The organism is Sphingobacterium sp. HMA12 (assembly GCF_002933815.1).
In the GTDB taxonomy this organism is placed as follows: Bacteria; Bacteroidota; Bacteroidia; order Sphingobacteriales; family Sphingobacteriaceae; genus Sphingobacterium.
The window spans coordinates 320,517-341,726 of the sequence record NZ_BEYR01000005.1; the positions used below are offsets into that span (position 1 = coordinate 320,517).

The following is a 21,210-nucleotide window of genomic DNA, read 5'->3' on the forward strand; positions in this document are numbered from 1 at the left end:
CCATTTAACACGGGAGGATAGTTCATTTTTAGTCCATAGTTATTATTAAAAAGTTAAAGCCGCTCCAACGATGAATGTACGTGATTGCGGATAACGGCCTGAGTCCACTCCGTAATAGTCCATACCTACTTCAGGATCCATTCCCGTATACTTGGTCACTGTAAACAAATTGCTTGCTGTTGCATACACACGTAATTTTTGAACCTGGTATTTCTTTGTCCACAATGCAGGCAAAGTATAACCTAGCGTTAGATTTTTCAATCGCAAATAAGAGCCATTTTCAACATAGAAATCTGATACATTGGAGAAATTACCATTTAGGTCTTTTGTCGATACACGTGGGATATCTGAATTTGGATTGCTTTCCGAATAAGCATTCTTGATGCCCTCAAACATATTATAAGGCTGTCCAGAAGCAGCGTTTAAGCCCGTATATTTTAATGCATTGAATAATTTATTCCCTTGTACTCCTTGGAAAAACACATTGATATCGAAATTCTTATAGCTACCGTTAAAACTTAAACCATAATTAAATTTTGGATAAGCACTTCCCAAAAAAACACGGTCCTGGTCGTCAATCTTACCATCTCCATTTTGGTCTACAAACTTCATATCACCCGCTTGAGCTTGAGGCTGTATCTTTTCCCCTGCCTTATTTTTGTATTGTTCAGCCTCTTCCTTAGATCTAAAAAGACCGTCTGTTTTTAAACCATAATAAGAATACATTGACTCACCGGGCACAGTCCTCAAGGGTTTAAGTATACCACGGTAATCGACCTGTGAAGTGATAACTGGAGCTTCGTCAATAAGGGATATTACTTTATTGCTAACTTTATTTATGGATGCAGATATATCATATTGAAATGCACTACCTGATTTACTTGCATAAGTTAACCCCAATTCGATACCGCTATCACGAACAAGACCACCGTTAATTGTAGTTTTATTAATGCCCGTTGTCCCTGGTAGATCAATAGTCCAGAGCATTTTGTCTGTTTCCTTGACAAAATAGTCAACATTCATGGTCAAGCGATTGCTCAAAATCGCCGCGTCCAGTCCAATGTTCTTCTGTTTGGACTGGGCCCAGGTTAAGTTTGAATTTCCCATCACTGTACTGAAATACCCTTGAGACAAGGTCGGTGGACCGCCAAACCAAGCAGCTGCTCGGCTCATTAAAGGATTCACTGCTTCTGGGGTTATAGACGCCAAATTACCCAGAATTCCATAGCTTCCTCTAAGCTTTAACATATTGATCCAATCTACATCCCCTAAAAAGGCCTCTCTGTGTAATGCCCAAGCTCCCGAAATTGATCCATAATTCTGGAAACGATTTTGTTTCGCAACCAATGATGTACCATCTCGACGGCCAGTTAAGGTCAACATATAACGGCCATCATAATTATAATTGATACGAGCGAGATACGAAATAAGTGCAGTTTTTACGATATTATCCTTTAAACCATCCGGGTTTATACGTCCTGCATTAACCATATAACGTAAGAGTTTCGATTCATCATCAAAATCCTCTCCAACAACCTGTTGAGTTCTTGATTTTATCTCTTGATATGTATACCCCAACAACGCTTCTAAACGATGCTTATCAAAACTCTTTTCATAGTTCAACGTCTGTTCCGCCAATATATCTGTCATTCGGTAAGTCTGTTCTGTTAGCGAATTTGAGAAAACTGGCTTACCGATTTCAGGCACCTTTGTTTTAAACTCTTTAAAATCATTGAACGTTTTGGAGTACGCAAAATTCGACTTAAATCTAAGCCCATCCATTAATTTGACTTCGACATAGGGATTGATTAGTAAATTATGTACGGGATTATCTACATCCAATCGACTTAAGTATGCGACGGGATTAATCACATCGCCATAGCTACCCGGTCCATACTTAACCGGTAGTCCTGAAAATTTCCCATCTGCATCATACACCGGTACATTCTGAGGATAATGTAACGCAGATAAAATTGCTCCAGTATATCCCGAATTTGTGTTGGCGCCCTGCCCATTTGTATATCCATAAGAAATATTTTCGCCCAATTTCAGCCATGGTCTTATCTGGGTTTGCGAATTTATTCTAAAATTATATCGTTTACCATAAGTATTGATTAGAATTCCCTCCGCATTACGGTAATTGAATCCTGTATAGAATGATGATTTTTCATTACCCGCACTTGCTGACAGATTATAATCCTGTGTTTTAGCCGTACGAAAGATTTCATCCATCCAATTCGTTTGTGTAACCTGACCTTCCGGATATTTTGTCGCATCAAAAGCTGGGTCTCGCTGCACACCAGCATTATCGGCAGCTAAATTAGAAATCATAGCACGATCAGCAGCATTTAATGACCTAAGTAAATTATGCGCCTTTTGAACACCATATTTACCTTCGACATCAATTCTCAGTTCACCAGCTTTTCCACCTTTCGTTGTGATCAAAATGACCCCACCCGAAGCACGTGCACCATAGATCGAGGCCGAAGCATCTTTCAACACATTAATATCCTGAATATCGTTTGGACTTATTTGTGGTACGCCATTAATAATGACCCCATCAACAACGTATAACGGTTGCTCTCCATTGATCCCCCCCATTCCTCTTACGTTTACACGAGGAGTTGAAGTCGGATCACCACCCTCAGCTGTTACCGTAACCCCTGGAGTCTTGCCTTGAAGTACCTCACCTATTCCAGCCATCGAACGGCTGTTTGTACCTTTCAGATCTGTTGTAGCAACTGCACCAGAGACTGTGCTCTTCCGTTGTGTACCATAACCAACCACCACTACTTCCTCCAATTGACTGGCATCTTCGGTCAAGGTAACCGACAGGCTGTTTCCTGTCACCTGTTGATCGATTGATTTGTGTCCGACAAAACTGAAACGCAAGGTTTCACCTTGTTTGGCCGACAATTGAAATTGTCCCTGTGCATCAGTCATTGCTGTTTGTCCTGATTGAACGTTTTTGACTGTTACTCCTGCAACAGGCACCCCATTGTTCGCAACTACTTTCCCTCTGACTTGCTCCTGGAAGACACGACTTCCAACAGTAGACGAAATAGGCTTTTTGTTGGGAAATGCTTGTCCCTGATAGGCAATCCCAAGCGCGAGTGGTAGAATTAGAAATTTTCTCATATGATTGATAATGTGTGGCGAAAGTAAAAATTACGAGTTATCCGAATTTTAATATCATGTTAACAAAATGTGAACCTAGTCTCAGTTAGTTTAATTGGTCTATTTTTTTTGGCTTTCATAAAAATATAAATTTTATCTATGTTATCAAATGTATATACATAACATAAATTCGATTTAGCATATCTATTTTTTTACTTATCTTGTAATCAAAAAAGACAACAACCTGTATGATACCACAACTCAAAAGAATCGCGCTCTTGTCCTTACTATTTCTCAGCGCATCAATAAGACTTCTTGCTCAGAACGACCCAAAGGCAGACTGGTTTAAAGATGCCCGTTTTGGTATGTTTATTCACTGGGGACTATACAGTGCAGCGGAAGGGATGTGGAAAGGTGAACCCCTACGTTATATGAACAACTATGCGGAATGGCTACGCTACCGCAACCGGGTATCAAAAGAAGAATATGGCAGCTTGGCCAAACGCTTTGACTGGAGCAAAATAGATCCTGAACAATGGGTGCTCCTCGCTAAAGAGGCTGGAATGAAATACATCATCATTACCACCAAACATCACGATGGTGTAGCACTATGGGATACCAAAGTGGGTACTTACAGCTTACCCAAGCTCAGCGGTGCTAACCGCGATGTGATCAAAGAAATCGCAGCGGCATGTAAAAAGCATGGGATGAAGCTCGGCTTCTACTACTCACATTGGATCGATTGGGAACATCCCTATGGCTGGAACCACCAACAGGAACTCTCCGGGCATGTTACGGATGCACAGTACAACCAATACTGGCAAGAAAAAGTAATCCCCCAGCTCCGTGAGCTCATGAGTAACTATGGCGATATTTCATTAATCTGGTTCGATATGTGGATCCCCTATCAAAAATCCATCATTAAAAAAGAACAACTGCTGCAGGTCGTCAAGTTGATCCGTGAGCTACAGCCAAATTGCCTGATCAACTCGCGTCTCGGCCTTCCGACAGATGCCGAAAATGTAGATTTCGAAACGTTGGGTGACAACCAGTTCGGGAGCAACTTTATTGCACACCCTTGGGAAACACCCGGTACTATCGCCCACTCCTGGGGTTATAATGGTCAGGAAAACGAATGGAAATCAACCAGCCAGATTTTTCAGTCGTTGATCTCAAACGTCAGTCTCAACGGTGGGTTCACCCTTAATATTGGCCCCCGTGCTGACGGTACTGTTCCTTACGAAAGCGTAAGCCGTCTACGTGATGTCGGCGGCTGGCTAAATACCTATGGCCAAGGGATCTATGGCAGCACTGGTCTTTCGTTAAAAAACAACCACTTCGACTGGGGCTACTTAACCACCAAAACCGAACAGCATAATACCGTTGTCTATGCGCATGTATTTAACTGGCCGCTGGATCATAAGCTACGCATTACAGGTATTCAATCCAAACCATCCAATGTATCGCTAATAAAAGGTAATACCTCAACAACTTTAAACTATGATCAGAACCTGAGTTTAATCCATGTTGACCTACCCGCCGACCAACCAGATCATTATGTTTCAGAGGTAAAACTGGTCTTTGACGGCCCCTTGGAACTAGACAAAAATACCGTCCCTGAATCAACATTTGGCGGCTTTTCATTAAAATCAACCAATAGCCTGAATAACGACCTGAAAATCGTGCGCTATAATGGTAAAAATCCAACCCATGCTATACTAACAGGAAATACAAAGATCGACTGGGAAGTAACTATCCCCGAAGTAGGAAGCTATACCATCGACTTCTCTGCCCACAATCCGAACAAAGTGCCTATTCCGTTCGAAATTAGCGTTGCCAGTCAACAACTAAAAGGAAGTTTTGGACCTAACCAAAAAATGGTTGTCGAACCAAATGAAAACAACTACACCGAAGAATTTGTAGAAAAACGCATCGGAACGTTCAAATTTGATAAACCGGGAAAATATATCCTGACCTATAAATCCCAACAGCAGCTTCCGCTCTGGTTCAACTGGTTATGGCTGGAGAAAATAAAAAATTAAGTTCCTTCGCAGAAAACAATTTAAAAAAATCCGTAAAAACCTTTGGCTAATTGCCAAAGGTTTTTGTTATATTAACATAACTACACGCGTAATGTCTTTTATATAAAAGTTACCTACTTTAATATATTTTTATTATTTTGTAGTAAATGTTACCAATTTTGTAAATAAGGAATGGATAAATCTCCTATCTTTATACATGAGTAAATTGATCCTAAATATTGTTGATTAATGCATCTGGAACGGAACTCTTTATCTGCACCTTCCGCTCAAACGCAAAGTTCGGGATTAGAAGGATTGATTACAACTTCGGAAGACGGCACCATTTTACATATCAACGGGCGCGCATGCGCACTTTTAGCGTTAGAGATAAAGGATGCAAAAGGTAAAAAATTACATCAATTAATCACATTTTATTCATCTGAGGATGCCTCGCCTCTTACTGCAGAACAGACCCCATTTCAAATCGCTCTTAAAAACGATTCGTACGATCAAGAAACAATCTTAGGAATCGCAACAGGGGATACGTTTCGATGGTTTGTTTTCCAGATCAGCCCGTTCGCTAAAGAAAATAAGACAGGCCTCCTAGTATCTTTCATCGATGTTTCAAAAATTATCAATCAGAACCATGCCCTGAAAGATAAACAACATCAGTTGCAACTGCTGGTTGCCTCCCTCAACGATCTGGTCTTTGAAGTAACCGACACCGGAGTGTTTAAAAACTATTGGACCAACGATCCTGGTTTACTATTCTACCCTCCGGAGGAATTTCTAAACAAAAGCCTGACCGAACTCTTCCCGGCGGATCTGGCTATACCAACGACTCAATTGATCCAGAAATCATTACAGTTAAACCGGGAGTTTAAAATGGAGTTTCAGTCTCCTTCCGAACAGCATAGAGACAAATGGTATAGTCTACAGATCAAACCTATTCATCGATCGCAAAACCGGATCGCATTGGTTGTCTCTGACATTACAAAGCAGATTGAATCAACTGAAAAAATACGATTTAACGAACATAAATTCAATCAGGCCTTCCATTTCTCAGGGCTAGGCATTGCCTTGACAAATCTAGATGGCTATTGTATTGAATCCAACCATACATTGACCAAGATCCTGGGGTACACACAGGAGGAGCTTTCAACAACGAGATTCTCACACAACACACATCCAGATGATGTGGAACGCGACATCGAGCTCAGGGAAAAACTTATTCGTGGTGAAATTGAAACTTTTACCATACAAAAACGTTATCGACACAAACTCGGCCATTATGTATGGTGCTCTGTGACGATCGCAGCAGTCTTTGACAATGCCAATGCCCCCTTATTTTTGATCGTTCAGGTTCAGGATATTTCTGAATCAAAGAAAAATATCGAAATATTAAAGCGACAAAAAATAGAATCTGATCTGGTTAAAATGGATCTCGAAACCAAAGTCAGACAATTGGAAGAATTTGCGAATATCCTTGCGCATAACTTAAAAGGACCATTGAGCAATATGCCAATGCTCATCGATGAGCTGAAAGTCTCAACAGATGAAAATGTAAAGGCTGATTTTCTGGACCTTTTAAAGATCAGCACTGAGCAACTTACCGAAACGTTACACGACTTGGGTGAGATCCTTGAATTGAGGTCGAATAAATCACTTGTATTTGAAGACTGCGATTTTCTCCATGTATTTTATAAAGTAAAACAACAGTATATTGGAGAAATACAGCAAAAGAATGCCACAATTTCTGTCGAATTCAATGTGACCAATATCTACTATCCGAAAATCTATCTGGAAAGTATCCTCAGCAATCTCATCAGCAATGCACTTCGGTTTACAGCAAATGATAAAGCGCCATGTATTGAAATCAAGACTTCAATAGAGGAAAATGGAACATTATTGACCGTCAAGGATAATGGATTAGGTATCAATCTACCTAAATATAAGTCTCAGCTCTTCATGTTTAAGAAGGTTTTCCATCGTGGATTTGAAAGCAAAGGCATTGGTTTATTTCTTACCCGGTATCAAGTAGAATCATTAGGCGGTAAAATAGACGTGCAAAGTAAACCGAACGAAGGAAGCATCTTTTCCGTCAAATTTTTAGAAAGAAAATAATGAATCAGGAAAACAAAAGAAAAATCATCCTTATAGACGACAATGCGATCTTACGCACTATTTTTGGCTATATGCTCCAGGGATTTTCGGATTATCCACTTGAATTTTATCCTTTTAAAAATGCATTGGATGCGCTGGATTTTCTGGAATCACATGATATCAGCACATCTTCAGGACCAGCAATACTGTTTGTTGATATCAGCATGCCTTTTATGACCGGCTGGGAACTGATGGACGTTTTAGAGGATAAAACCGATTTCATCAATCAGACCAAGATCTTTATTATCAGCTCTTCCACCAGCCAGAGCGACCAGGAACAATTGGCAAATTACCCTTTTATAAATGGTTTTATTTTGAAACCTTTTGGCAAAGAGTTATTATATGAAATTCTGAGAGCGCCCCGTTAAAGCACATGTCTCTATGTCCCAAAACGTAAGATGAAAGGATTGTACAGAACGCCGTACCTATCATTGGCACAGCCGAACAGCGGACAGACCGACAACACTCAGCTTGTTTTTTAGAAAGTAAAAAAGGATATAGAAAGTGATAAAATACTACTTTCCATATCCTTTTTTACGTGGAATGTTAGATTGCCTTACATTTCTCTGCAAGCCAGTTCTTTTCGTCACTTGAAAGATGGGTTGATAACTGATCAAATACCCATTGATTGTAATTATTCAACCACGAAAGATGTCTTTTTTCCAACAGAGATTTCTCAATCAAGTCTGTCGCAATATAACAAATTGTCAATGTCTCAAAATCGAGGAAGTCACCGAATTCAGAGGATCCCGCTTTACGCGTCAACACCAGATTTTCGATACGGATGCCGTGTTTACCAACTCGGTAAAGACCAGGTTCAATAGAAGTAATCATGCCGGGTTCAACAGCAACGTCTATCGCGGCAGCATTAAATGTCTGCGGTCCTTCATGCACATTCAGGAAAAATCCAACACCATGCCCTGTGCCGTGTCCATAGTTACGTAATGTTTCCCACAGTGGACGCCGGGTAATGGCATCAATTTGATATCCTCGTGTACCTGCAGGAAAAATAGCCAACGAACCTTCTATCGTACCTTTCAACACCAAAGTATAATCCTCTTTTTCCTCTTGTGTAAGACCTCCCAGTGAAACAACGCGTGTAATATCCGTTGTACCTGTTTTATATTGACCGCCGGAATCGACCAATAGCAAACCTTTTGGGCGCAAAGTATAGTTGGATTTCTCATTCGCCGAATAGTGTGGCAATGCACCATGATCTAGGTATCCTGCAATGGTGGTGAAAGATACATCAACAAATCCGTCTTGGTCCTCACGAAATCCGCGCAGCTTATCAGCGATCGACAATTCGGATAGCTCTTCACTGCCAACATTTTCTTCCAACCATTTAAAAAATCTCGTAAGCGCGACACCGTCTTTTACAAAAGTATGTCTGTTATTTTCAATTTCAACTTTGTTCTTAATTGCTTTTAAGGTCGTAGAAGGATTTATTTTTTCTACGATTTTAACGGTTTCAGGCACGCTGTCAAATACGGCAAAGCAAGTACGTTTCGGATCTATTAAGATGGCCTTTGCTGTTAATGTTTCGATCTTCTGATAGATACTTTCGTATGCAGCTATTTCCACACCATAGCCTTTTAATTCAGCAATTGTTTCGGCGCTCAACTTCGACGGTTCAATGTAGAGCGTTGCTGTATCAGCTGTGATCAATACGAATCCCAAAACAACTGGATTGCAGGGTACATCCTGGCCACGGATATTAAGTAACCAAGCGAGATCATCCAAAGATGATATTAAATGTGCATCGGTACGATTTTTTTTCATTTCAGCCCGAACAGCCTCGATCTTCGCAACAGTAGATTGTCCTATAGTACTTTCTGGCAACAAGTAAGCCTGCTCCTTTGGTAAGTCTGGCCTGCCCTCCCATAAATCAGATAACAAATCGATATGACCATCCACCTGAATATCCAGAGGTTCCAAAACATTTTTGACAGACTGAGCCACCAAAAGTGACGCCAGATTACCATCAAAAGCAACTTTTGCTCCCGCATTCAATTTCTCACCTAACCAATCCGCATACTCTGTCGCTGCCTGGACTTTCAGTTTAACCAATTCAAAACCGGTTCCCTCCAATTGCTCAACAGCTTGCACAAAATAACGGGAATCTGTCCAAAGGCCAGCAAAATCTTGCGTAATAGCCAAGGTGCCTGCAGATCCTGTAAAACCTGAGGCCCAGGCAATACATTTGTAACGTTCTGGTAAATATTCACTGATATGAGGGTCTGATGACGGGATAATATATCCATCGATTCCTTGAATCTTCATCGCCTCACGAATAGCAGCTAATTTTTCGATATGCTTCATGTCGTCTATACAATTTTATGCAAGTTAGGATTTTTTAGGGTCGAATGCCTAACTTTAAGGCAAATAAAACAAACGTATAAAATGCGTATATACGCTTCTTAAAATTATAAATCCATTGGACCAACGGTTCAATATCAAAGAATCGGACAGTTCATGTTCAAAGAAATTACATGTTGATGAAAAAAATCGCCTTATATTCCATTACACTATCGACCTATGCACTTACGGCAGTGACAAGCTCTCTGTTTGCTCAGGATATCAGAACCAAGATCCAAGAAGCATTCAATCAATTTCAAAATCAGGAAAGCCTAAAGAACGCAATAAGTTCATTGACGGTATTTGATGGAAAGACAGGGCAGACCATTTATGCCGCTAACGAAAATATTGGGCTGGCCACAGCTTCAACAATGAAAGTCATTACAGCTGCTACAGCGCTGGATTTTCTGGGCAAGAACTATCAGTTTAAAACGACCTTATATTATACAGGGGCAATCGATGAAAACGGGGTCCTCAATGGAAATATCATTGTATCGGGCACTGGTGACCCTACACTGGGCAGTGACCGTTATCCGGAAACCAAAGCAGCTATTGTGCTAAACAAATGGATCCTAGCCATTCAAAACGCTGGAATACGAAGTATCAATGGAGCTGTTATTGCCGACGACCGTTTATATAATGGCAATCAGATACCAGGTGGATGGATATGGACAGATATGGGCAATTATTATGGTGCGGGCATTTCGTCACTCAACTGGCATGAAAATGCTTTTGGAATTGATTTTAGTCCGGCAGCCAAAGTGGGTGCAAAAGCTGAAATCGTCAATTACACGGCCCAAGTTCCGTACTTGCAGATTATCAACGAAACTACAACAGGCAAAGCTGGAAGTGGTGACAATGTCTATGCCTATGCAGCCCCTTATTCCACCAAAATATTCGTACGTGGTACCTATGGGCAAGATTTAAAGAAAACCATCGAACTCGCTTCCCCAGATCCAGCATATGACCTGGCCTTTCAATTGAATGAAGGACTCAACAAGCAGGGCATTATTGCTATCCAACCGCCGGCAACAGGTGCCAAAATGGATTCGATAGACCTTTCCCAAAAGCAGCCATTGGATGTACACCTATCGCCCACCATGGACAAAATTGTCTATTGGTTTAATCAAAAAAGTATCAATCTCTATGGGGAAGCCCTACTCAAGGCTATCGCCTATACCACCGCTGGAAAAACGGGCACTGATGATGGTGCCAATTATATCCAGAAATATTGGAATGCCAAGCTAGGGATCAAACCGGGCGAGATCAATAGCGTGGACGGCTCAGGGCTTTCGCCACAGAATAGAGTTACGACCTTGGCCATGAACAAAATCATGCAGTATGCGCAAAAGCAAAACTGGTACCCCGTATTCTACGAAAGTCTGCCGACCTACAATGAGATGAAGATGAAAAGCGGAACAATTGTAGGTGCCTTAGGCTATACCGGTGTTCACACCGCTAAAAATGGACAATCTTTTACCTATACATTATTGGTCAATAATTATTCGGGATCAGGGGCAAATATGCGCAGGCAAATGTTTAAATTGCTGGACGTTTTGAAATAACATATTATTGTCTATTTATAATAAGATATTGGCAAATATTTCCAAATATCAAAAAGAATGATAGATTTGTAGCCTTAAATTAATAAAATCGTAATGAGTAACACTAATCGTAAACAGGCAGCGTTAAATTACCACTCAATGGGTAGACCTGGAAAAATAGCTGTTGTTCCGACAAAACCAACAAATTCGCAAAGAGACTTATCATTAGCATATTCTCCTGGCGTAGCGGAGCCATGTTTGGCTATTGCCGAGAATAAAGAAGATGCTTATAAATATACCGCAAAAGGGAACCTTGTTGCTGTTATCAGTAACGGTACAGCTGTATTGGGCCTAGGTGATATCGGCGCTCAAGCAGGTAAACCTGTCATGGAAGGAAAGGGCTTATTGTTTAAAATTTTTGCTGACATCGATGTATTTGACATCGAAGTAGACACCAAAAATGTTGACGAGTTCGTTAAAATCGTAAAAGCATTAGAACCAACTTTCGGAGGTATAAACCTGGAAGATATCAAAGCTCCTGAATGTTTTGAAATTGAGCGTCGCCTGAAAGAGGAGATGAATATCCCAGTCATGCACGATGATCAACATGGTACAGCAATCATTTCCGGTGCGGCACTGATCAATGCCTGCGAAATTATCGGAAAAGATATCTCCAAAGTAAAAATCGTTGTCAATGGTGCCGGTGCTGCTGCCATGTCCTGTACAGCAATGTATATTTCTGTAGGCGCAAGCAAAGAAAACATTGTGATGCTAGATAGTAAAGGTGTTATCCGTGCGGATCGAGAAAATCTGGACAGCATGAAAGCACAATACGCTACGGATCGCGATATCCATACCTTAGCAGATGCAGTAAAAGACTCCGATGTATTTATCGGGTTGTCAGCTGCAGATGTCATGTCGGCAGAGATGTTGTTGACAATGGCTCCTAATCCGATTGTTCTGGCGATGGCTAATCCAAATCCTGAGATTGCTTACGATTTAGCGATGGCAACCCGTAGTGATATTATCATGGGTACTGGCCGTTCGGATTATCCAAATCAGGTAAACAACGTTTTAGGTTTCCCTTATATCTTCCGTGGTGCTTTAGATGTCCGCGCGACAGCAATTAATGAGGAGATGAAAATTGCCGCAGTACGTGCTATTGCTGACCTGGCAAAACAACCCGTTCCAGAAGAGGTCAATCAAGCCTACAATACCAGCAATTTAAAATTCTCGGAAGAATATATCATTCCTAAACCTACCGATCCACGTCTGATCACGGAGGTCTCTATGGCTGTAGCAAAAGCCGCAATTGAGTCCGGTGTCGCAAAAACAGCAATCGACGATTGGGATAAATACCGCGATGCATTGCGTAAACGCCTGGGTAAAGATGATGCGATCATGCGCAACCTAACGATGGCTGCTAAAAGAGACCCAAAACGTGTTGTCTTTGCTGAAGCAGATAATTACAAAACATTACGTGCTGCTCAAATCGTAAAAGAGGAAGGTATTGCGATCCCGATCCTATTAGGTAAGAAAGAGAAGATCCAACGTTTGATCCAAGAGTATGCTTTTGAATTGGAGGGTGTAGAAATCATTGATCCAGTGGCTGAGGTTGACGGTGAATCGGAGCGTTCAAAAAAATTCATCGAGCACCTTTATAACAAAAGACAACGTAGAGGCATCTCCCGTTATGATGCGCGCAAACTGATGTTCGACCGCAACTACTTCGGTGCTTCTTTGGTTGAGTTTGGCGAGGCAGATACATTGATTTCTGGTATGACCAAAAATTATGCAAACACTATTCGTCCGGCATTGCATGTCATCGGTGCTAAACCAGGCAGCCGTGTAGCAGGTATGTATATGATGTTAACCAAAAAGGGACCTATTTTCATGGGGGATACTACTGTAAATGAGGATCCTACTGCTCAGGAGCTGGCTGATATCACGTTACTTTTGGACAAAGCGGTTAAACGTATGAATATCCAACCGCGCATTGCTTTGTTGTCGTACTCTAACTTTGGCTCCAGTGAAGGAAAAACTCCTACCAAAGTGCGAGCAGCAGCACAGATCATTCATGACCAGCACCCTGACATCATTGCTGATGGTGACCTGCAAGCTAATTTCGCCTTAAATAGCGATATGTTGACTGACAATTTCCCATTCAGCTGTCTAAATGGACAATCAGCAAACACACTTGTGTTCCCGAACCTGGAATCAGGTAACATTGCCTATAAGCTATTACAAGAAGTCGGTGAAGCGGAAGCTGTAGGTCCAATTCTCTTGGGTATGAACAAACCGATCCATGTACTACAATTGGATAGCTCTGTACGTGAAATCGTCAATATGGTGACCATTGCCGTAGTTGATGTTCAAGCACATCTCAAAAATTTATAGAATAGCTTAAAATCTTCCTATATTCGTAGTACTATGTACGAATATTTCAATGGAAAATTAGCATATAAAGCCCCCACTCATGTTGTTATCGACGTGAGTGGGATTGGCTATTATGTTCACATCTCTCTTTATACCTTTTCCCAAATCAAGGATCAGGAAAATTGTAAATTATTTATTTCACTACAAGTTCGGGAAGATTCCCATACACTGTATGGTTTTGCCACGGAAAGTGAGAAAAAACTGTTCGAGAATCTGATCTCCGTTTCAGGTATTGGTCCCAATACGGGCCGGATGATCTTATCGTCCAATACACCTGATGAAATACAATCCGCCATTGTCAATGGTCAGGTTGCTTTAATTCAGAAAATTAAAGGAATCGGTCCTAAAACAGCACAACGTCTGATCCTGGAACTTCAGGATAAATTGAAAAAACAAGGTGTGGAAACACTTTCGACTACGATTAAATCGCAGTCTGTACCTGATGAAGCTTTATCTGCTCTGGTCATGTTAGGCTTCAATAAAGCTGCTGCCGAAAAAGTATTGAATACGATTCTAAAAACAGAGGCTAACCTCTCTGTCGAGGATATGATCAAATTAGCACTAAAGAGGCTATAAAAAACGGCGCGCTCAATTCGTTTAACAAATACAGGCCTACAAGTTTGGCCCAAATAAAGTTTCATCTGCTGTACTCCATTTGCAGGATAGCTAGAATGCATCTTTATAAATACCATAAGATTTTTATAGGGGCCTGATACAAATTTCATTCGGATTAAAGCAAGTAAAGTCCGTTTTTTATCCCTATGAGTCTCGTATAAAAAACAGACTAAACAAGAGCTAATCAGCATTTAGCTCAATCATGGAAACGAAGCATGTGCTTTTTAATGAACTGGGCTGCCCGAAACTGTAAACGCTGATAAAATAATGACTGAAATAAACTTTATTTGAAAATAAATGTGCATCCCAATGTGATAAATAATCATTATTCTCAATGGAAAGCGCAAACGATTGTCTTAGTCTAAAAACACAGAAAATCAAATTATTACAAAACATAAAGAAGAGTATTCTGTCCTATTTCAACAGGCTATTTGTTACATTAAGCTTTTGCTAAATCGTATTTATTCCTTTATTTTTAGGGCTTCTTATTTCAGTTATAATCGCACTCATGAAAAAACTATTTTCGCTTGCGCTTGCTTTAAGTATAGGAGCAGCAGTATTTGCGCAGGAAAAAAAAGAGGTCACATTGAAAATTGTGCCTCTACCGCAACATGTCCAGATCAAAAATGGCTCATTCAAAATCAATGCGAACACAAAAATTACTTTTGATAATGAAGAGGACAAAAAAGTTGCCATTTTATTTCAGGATTTTCTAAAAAGCAGCTACAACCTCAATTTATCGCTGGCAAAATCGGCGGGCAAAAACAGCATTTATTTCTCTTCTAAAGGTGCAAAATCAGCCAATACGGAAGCTTATGATCTTAACATCGCTTCTGAACAAATTACGGTCAGTGGGAAAGCAGCAGGATTATTTTATGGCATGCAATCGTTGATTCAATTGCTACCGGTCGATAAAAAAGCAGGTATTGAAATTCAGCAGGCATCCATTCAGGATGAGCCTCGTTTTGCTTACCGTGGATTGCATCTTGATGTTGGCCGTCACTTCTTCCCCGTAGAATTTGTCAAAAAGTATATTGATATTTTGGCATCCTACAAACTAAATACTTTTCACTGGCACCTGACAGATGATCAAGGCTGGCGTATTGAAATTAAATCCCACCCCAAACTGACACAGATCGGTGGCTATCGCAACCAGACATTATTGGGCAACTATAAGACTGACGGTGACTATGACAATACCCCTTATGGTGGGTTCTATACCCAAGACCAGATTAAAGAAGTTGTTGCTTACGCAAAAGCGAAGTATGTCACTGTTATTCCTGAAATAGAGATGCCGGGCCATGCTTTGGCGGCACTTTCGGCTTACCCAGAGCTAGGTTGTGGTGATAAACCAGGGCCCTATACAGCAGCGCAGACCTGGGGTGTTTTCGATGATGTATTCTGTGCTGGTAAAGAAGAGACATTCAAGCTATTGGAAGATGTTATCGACGAAGTCATTCCATTATTCCCAAGCGAATACATCCACATCGGTGGCGATGAATGTCCTAAGACCAAATGGAAGACTTGTCCACATTGTCAGAAAAGAATCAAGGATAATAACCTCAAAGACGAACATGAATTGCAGAGCTATTTTATTCAACGTATGGAAAAATACATTAATAGCAAAGGCAAACGTATCATTGGCTGGGATGAGATCTTAGAGGGTGGATTAGCACCAAATGCGACCGTGATGAGCTGGAGAGGAGACCAAGGAGCTATCGATGCGGCAAACCAAGGACATGACGTTATTATCACAGCCAACAGTTATGGGCTTTACTTTGACCACAAACAAGGTGCTGATCAAAATAGAGAGCCATTGAGCATCGGTGGACTTTCGACATTGCATAAAGTATATGCTGCCGACCCTATGCCTACCAAAATTTCAGCAAACAACAAGAAACACGTTTTGGGTGTACAAGCGAATATCTGGACAGAATACATCGGCTCTTCCAACAAAGTGGAGTTCACCATCCTACCGCGTGTACTGGCTCTTTCGGAAATTGCCTGGACGCAACCGGAGAATAAAAACTGGAAGAATTTTTCTGAACAACGTGCGGCACGCCAATTGGCAAAGCTCGATCAGACAAACACATTCTATCGTGTACCTGAGGTATATGGTATCACTGACACGACGATATACGCCTCAGAATATACCATCCGGGATTTAAAGCCATCTGTCGAAGGTGCCAAAATCTATTATACACTGGACAATTATGATCCTTCAGAATTGGACCTTGAATATACCGGGCCGGTTAAAGTGACGGTTCCAAACAGTAAAGAACGTGTATTCAAAGCCGTAGTTGTGACGCCTTCTGGAAAACGGAGCAATTACATTCGGGTAAACATTATCAATACAAAGAAATAATATCACTTCGTCCATGCGAAAGCGCTAATATTCTGTTAACTTTGAACAGATATTAGCGCTTTTTTATTGACGTGCGGTATCACTACAAGATTTAAAAAATATTTCTATGGCTGAGGATCTGTTGATTGCCAAAGGCAGCAAAGAAGAACAATATCAAAACTTGCTTCCACAGATAGGTGGATTGTTACAGGGAGAAAATAATCAGATTGCAAACCTTGCCAATATTGCGGCAGCACTAAAGGAACAATTTAATTTTTTTTGGGTTGGTTTTTATCTCGTAGACGGTGCTGAAGAGCTTGTTCTTGGTCCCTTCCAAGGCCCTGTTGCCTGTACGCGCATAAAAAAAGGAAGAGGTGTATGCGGCGGTGCTTGGGTGCAGGCGAAAACGCTTATCGTACCTGATGTGGAACAATTTCCTGGTCATATTGCCTGTAGTTCGCTGTCACGGTCTGAAATCGTATTACCTGTTTACAAACAGGGGGAAATTATCGGGGTACTCGATGTGGACAGCAGTGAATTGGATAGCTTCGACGAAATTGACGAAAAATACCTTACCCAAGTCTTGCAGTTGTTGGACAAGTAAAATTCAATCAACTCGCTGACACGAGTCGTAATCTGTCTACCAGCAAGTGTAAATCAAGCATGGCATAGTCCGGTTGTAATGGAACTGAAAGTCCGCTTTAGAAGCCAAGTCCCACCTGTAGGGTGAAACGATGCAAATGATAACGGTTTTCGTTGCTAATTAATCCATTCACATAGTCTCTGCCCGGCAGATTTGATGAAGGTGCTGAGTAGCTGTCTTCCCGCTTAAATTGCTGATATCGATACCCTGTAGCCAACGACCAATAGGATTGCGAATTTTTAAAATTAAAACGCCAGCCCAATTGCGGGCTGAACAATACACCCCCTCGATATTTAGATTTTAAATTATTTGTCTGGACCGTTTTATTCAGAAAGGCAAACCCATACCCCAGGTCTACTCCTGCAAAAAAAGAACGTTTTCGGTCAGGATATGCTATATAGTTGACTTTAGCGGATAGCGGTAAAAACCACTTTGCACCATTGTTATTTACTGGATAGCGATCCAAGCCTGTATTTAGTCCGATCGCAAATTTCTCATTCAGGTTTAACCCATGGAAGGTATGTAGCCCGAAGCCGGACTCGAGAAAAATTGGTCCATAAGTGATGACTGAAAGTTCGTTATGATTCGTGTATTTTTTTGTTTGTGCCGTGGCTGCTAAACTCGTAAAAAGGGCAAATAGAATAACCAAAAATCTTTTCATAGTGGTATACTGTTCGTTTTTTTAATTCGATTTGATTACTGGGATAACACTTAGTTCCTTCAATTTTGTCCGATTACTATAATCGTACTGGTAAAGGCCATTGCTCCCTGTGACAAGAAGCGATTTAGATCCCGCGATCACATCCATGCTTTTGAGCTCTTTTATATTTTCCAGGAGTTTATCTCCAATTTTGCTCACATCACTGGCATCGAAAGATTTGAACCCATAATCACCATCGCAGACATATAAGGTTTGGTCTGACAAGGCTAAGCCATGCGGGTTTTCCAGGGAATAAGTATACTTCAGAGTTGGATTTTTAAGATCCTGTATATCGACCACTTCCAGCAAATTCTGCTGTCCACCACATGCGGATCCGGTACGTAATGTAACAAAGGCATACTTATCGTTGACAACAACAGGATCACAGGCTCTAATATGTGCATAGCGCGATAATTCCGTAGGCTCAGATGCCGTGGATATATCAAAAATAAGCATGCCTGTATTGGAACCAATAAATAAGTTATTCTTATATGGGAATACAGTTTCGATACCAAATCCCAACTTGACATCTTTCACATATACGGGGTTACGGGAGTCTTGCACGTTAAACAAATGCAATGTGCTATGATCCACTGCATATAGATGTTTGTTGGCTAAGGTGAACCGTGCCATCGATCCACCTTGTCCCACCCCCGAGTTCGATTCATTGTATTCTAGGTACTTTTTTTCGTAGGGACTGTATTTATTTTTGTAGGCATAACTGACCAGGGAGTCACGATATCCGGTAACTACCACGTCCGGTATATTGTTGATGTAGTCCTTTTGAAGTACGGTTTTAAATACATTTTCATTGCGCGCGAGCAACCTTGGTGCAGTGGGATCCGCAAGATCGAATGTCAATAGATCCGCAAAACTATCGGCGTAGAGCCTTCCTTCCTGAACAGCCAAATCTACGTTACCCGGAATATTTAAAAAAGAGATTGCTTTAGGTTTTGAAGGGTCGGTATTGTTATAAATATGAATCCCTTTATTTGGTTCGTTGATAAATAGGTAATCCTGATAGATATAGATCTTACCAGCTTGAGTGATCGTCCTCGGAGTACTGATGGCATTGGCTTTAGCCCGAATGCTTTCCATTGTTTCAAATACAGGTACCTGAGCTAAATATTGCCCCTTTTGCTCGATTTTGTCACAGCCCAATAAGAACAGGCTTCCGAATAAAATAAGCCGAGCTTTTTTCATAAAATACATAACTATATGGTCAATTAAATTTATAATCACAATAGTGAACGATGCATTTATGATTTCGCTACAGGCGATCCTATTTTTTTACAACTATACTGGTAAGATCATAGCCTTGGGGTAAGAAATTTTTAGCTATTGTAATTCCCAAATTTTAACAAGCTTGTCATCGCTGACACTAAAGAAATATTGACCGTCTTCGGACCATATCCCTGCATTGACGGATAAATGATGACCGTCCTGCATTTTGTCACGGCTCATATTCTTCAGCAGTGCAAAATCAGCATTAGACCAAAATTTCAACGACTTATCGCGGCTTACTGTAGCAAAAAAAGGCTCAAAAGGATGCGGATAGATACCATACACCGTGAACAGATGCGGCACAAAGGAAAAGTTATTACTCAATTGATTCACATCCGAAATGATAAGCTGTGCATCACGTCCACCGCTTAAGAGTTTATTTTGAAGAAAAGCCAGAGAAGTTGTAGGCAAACTATGGAGCTTCATACGTTGGATGACATGAAAGTCCTGGCTATCCAACAAATACACCCAGCCATTTTTATCTCCCAGAGCAATCTTGGTTTCATCGCCATCCACGGCAATACTCCGTACAGTCGTTTGGGATAGCTGTAGGTCATAAATACGCGTGTATGTTGTGAGGTCGATCACATACAGCCGTCCTTCCTCTCCTACTGCGAGCAGCTCATTCTTTTGATGGATATAGGAAAGTGCAAAAATGGCCTTATTGCCGAGCTGCAAACTCGCTACCAGTTTCTGTTCCTGTACATCCACGAAAAGTAGCTTCCCCTCGCGCAGCGCAATTGCCAGTATCGCAGTTCCTGGAATCAATTTTAAAGCATATACGGAGGAGGTCACTGCACACAGAATACGTTTAAAGCCGTTTTTTTCTATATCCCATTCGACCACACCCTTATCGTTACCGCCCGTAAAAAAAGTATGTGGATAGTATCCCTTTTCCACGCAAAAAATTGGATTTTGATGTCCCGGCAATGTAGCTCTTAATTTAATATCCATAGTTGTCCATTCAAATTCTCCGGATGATAAGCGGAGAGACCCTGCTTGCAAATGAAATTCGATTGCTCGTCAGCTTATTTCGCCGATCCAAGATAAATAGTCATAAAGCAACAAAAAAGAAGTGCAGCATATTCACAAATATACTGCACTTCTAAGACTATTTTGTCATATTACCTTAAAGCCTCATCCGATTCTGCCATTCCCTCAAATTTCTTTGTGTGTATCTTCGAATTCGGTGTATATGCAGTTCAACTACACAGTCTTCATTGAAAATCGGCGCTATTGATGTCTACTTTCAAGATTTTTAGCTATTGTTTCTAACGAAAATCCTTTTTCTCGCAACAACACGATCAAATGGAACAGTAGATCGGACGTTTCATTGATAAAGTCAGTCTCGGTTTCAGTTAACGCTGCGATAACAGTTTCCACGGCTTCTTCGCCTACTTTTTGCGCAATCTTATTAATTCCTCTGGACCGCAAACGGTTAACATAGGATTCGTCAGAAGGATGTTCATACCGATGATTGACAATACGTTCAAGTTCCAGTATGAAATTCTGATTGAATTCTGTATTGAAACAGCTCCGGCTCCCCGTATGACAAGTTGGCCCCACAGGATCAGCCTTGATCAATACAGTATCTTTATCGCAATCAATATGAATGCTCTTTACGTTTAAAAAGTTCCCGCTCTCCTCCCCTTTTGTCCAGAGACGATTTTTGCTACGAGAGAAAAAAGTCACGCGCTTCTCCGCCTGTGTCTTTTGCCAAGCCTCTTCATTCATATAACCCAGCATCAACACCTCCAGGGTTTGAGCGTCTTGCACAATCACTGGAACAAGTCCGTCACTTTTTGCAAAATCTAACATGGTATTAGTATTTAGTATTGAGATATGAGTCTTTAGATCTTACTTGTATCAGCCTAGGGCTTACAAGCTTTGTTCCTACTCCTTACTCATTAATCAATTTTCTTATTCCGCAAGCCTGATAGCTTACCTAATATTATCATTACTCCTTTATCCTTACACTGTATTCT

At 40.9% G+C, this 21,210-nt stretch carries 14 protein-coding genes; 8 read left to right on the forward strand and 6 right to left on the reverse strand.

All coding sequences use genetic code 11. The features are described 5' to 3' along the window. Window positions 1-45 precede the first annotated feature (45 nt). The gene (locus tag HMAT_RS22315; protein ID WP_104385049.1) at window positions 46-3,138 is read right to left on the reverse strand and encodes a TonB-dependent receptor; all 3,093 of its coding nucleotides are present in this window, start codon (window positions 3,136-3,138) and stop codon (window positions 46-48) included. Window positions 3,139-3,365: 227 nt separating this feature from the next. Between HMAT_RS22315 and HMAT_RS22320 the strand changes: the two genes are divergently transcribed. The 3 genes from HMAT_RS22320 (at window position 3,366) to HMAT_RS22330 (ending at window position 7,669) form a co-directional block, all read left to right on the forward strand. Beyond that, entirely contained in the window at window positions 3,366-5,159 is a 1,794-nt protein-coding gene (locus HMAT_RS22320; protein WP_104385050.1) for an alpha-L-fucosidase, read from the forward strand. 228 nt (window positions 5,160-5,387) lie between these two features. After that, the gene (locus HMAT_RS22325; protein ID WP_104385051.1) at window positions 5,388-7,262 is read left to right on the forward strand and encodes a PAS domain S-box protein; all 1,875 of its coding nucleotides are present in this window, start codon (window positions 5,388-5,390) and stop codon (window positions 7,260-7,262) included. Further along, the gene (locus tag HMAT_RS22330) at window positions 7,262-7,669 is read left to right on the forward strand and encodes a response regulator (RefSeq protein ID WP_104385052.1); all 408 of its coding nucleotides are present in this window, start codon (window positions 7,262-7,264) and stop codon (window positions 7,667-7,669) included. Before HMAT_RS22325 ends, HMAT_RS22330 begins: the two co-directional genes overlap by 1 nt. Before the next feature lie 178 nt (window positions 7,670-7,847). Here HMAT_RS22330 and HMAT_RS22335 read toward each other — a convergent pair whose 3' ends face one another. Further along, on the reverse strand, window positions 7,848-9,623 hold the full coding sequence (locus HMAT_RS22335; RefSeq protein ID WP_104385053.1) for an aminopeptidase P family protein: 1,776 nt from the start codon (window positions 9,621-9,623) through the stop codon (window positions 7,848-7,850). Between the two features lie 176 nt (window positions 9,624-9,799). On the opposite strand from HMAT_RS22335, the gene dacB reads away from it, so the two are divergent. The 5 genes from dacB (at window position 9,800) to HMAT_RS22360 (ending at window position 17,202) form a co-directional block, all read left to right on the forward strand. Beyond that, window positions 9,800-11,224: a D-alanyl-D-alanine carboxypeptidase/D-alanyl-D-alanine-endopeptidase gene (gene dacB / locus HMAT_RS22340; RefSeq protein ID WP_104385054.1), complete on the forward strand. Its 1,425-nt coding sequence runs from the start codon at window positions 9,800-9,802 to the stop codon at window positions 11,222-11,224. A gap of 93 nt (window positions 11,225-11,317) precedes the next feature. After that, complete coding sequence (locus HMAT_RS22345; RefSeq protein ID WP_104385055.1) at window positions 11,318-13,600, forward strand: NADP-dependent malic enzyme; 2,283 nt, start codon at window positions 11,318-11,320, stop codon at window positions 13,598-13,600. A 33-nt stretch (window positions 13,601-13,633) separates the two neighbouring features. Next, window positions 13,634-14,215, forward strand: a complete 582-nt coding sequence (gene ruvA / locus HMAT_RS22350; RefSeq protein ID WP_104385056.1) for a Holliday junction branch migration protein RuvA — start codon at window positions 13,634-13,636, stop codon at window positions 14,213-14,215. A gap of 547 nt (window positions 14,216-14,762) precedes the next feature. Continuing rightward, window positions 14,763-16,619 (forward strand): beta-N-acetylhexosaminidase, encoded by a 1,857-nt coding sequence (locus tag HMAT_RS22355; RefSeq protein WP_104385057.1) that lies wholly within the window; start codon window positions 14,763-14,765, stop codon window positions 16,617-16,619. A gap of 106 nt (window positions 16,620-16,725) precedes the next feature. Further along, window positions 16,726-17,202: a GAF domain-containing protein gene (locus tag HMAT_RS22360; protein ID WP_104385058.1), complete on the forward strand. Its 477-nt coding sequence runs from the start codon at window positions 16,726-16,728 to the stop codon at window positions 17,200-17,202. 97 nt (window positions 17,203-17,299) lie between these two features. Here HMAT_RS22360 and HMAT_RS22365 read toward each other — a convergent pair whose 3' ends face one another. The 4 genes from HMAT_RS22365 to hisIE form a co-directional block, all read right to left on the reverse strand. Next, entirely contained in the window at window positions 17,300-17,902 is a 603-nt protein-coding gene (locus HMAT_RS22365; protein ID WP_104385059.1) for a hypothetical protein, read from the reverse strand. Window positions 17,903-17,923: 21 nt separating this feature from the next. Continuing rightward, on the reverse strand, window positions 17,924-19,144 hold the full coding sequence (locus HMAT_RS22370; RefSeq protein WP_158656060.1) for an LVIVD repeat-containing protein: 1,221 nt from the start codon (window positions 19,142-19,144) through the stop codon (window positions 17,924-17,926). Between the two features lie 135 nt (window positions 19,145-19,279). Beyond that, window positions 19,280-20,179, reverse strand: a complete 900-nt coding sequence (locus tag HMAT_RS22375; protein ID WP_104385061.1) for a WD40 repeat domain-containing protein — start codon at window positions 20,177-20,179, stop codon at window positions 19,280-19,282. A 279-nt stretch (window positions 20,180-20,458) separates the two neighbouring features. After that, complete coding sequence (gene hisIE / locus HMAT_RS22380) at window positions 20,459-21,043, reverse strand: bifunctional phosphoribosyl-AMP cyclohydrolase/phosphoribosyl-ATP diphosphatase HisIE (protein ID WP_104385062.1); 585 nt, start codon at window positions 21,041-21,043, stop codon at window positions 20,459-20,461. Between the last annotated feature and the right edge of the window lie 167 nt (window positions 21,044-21,210).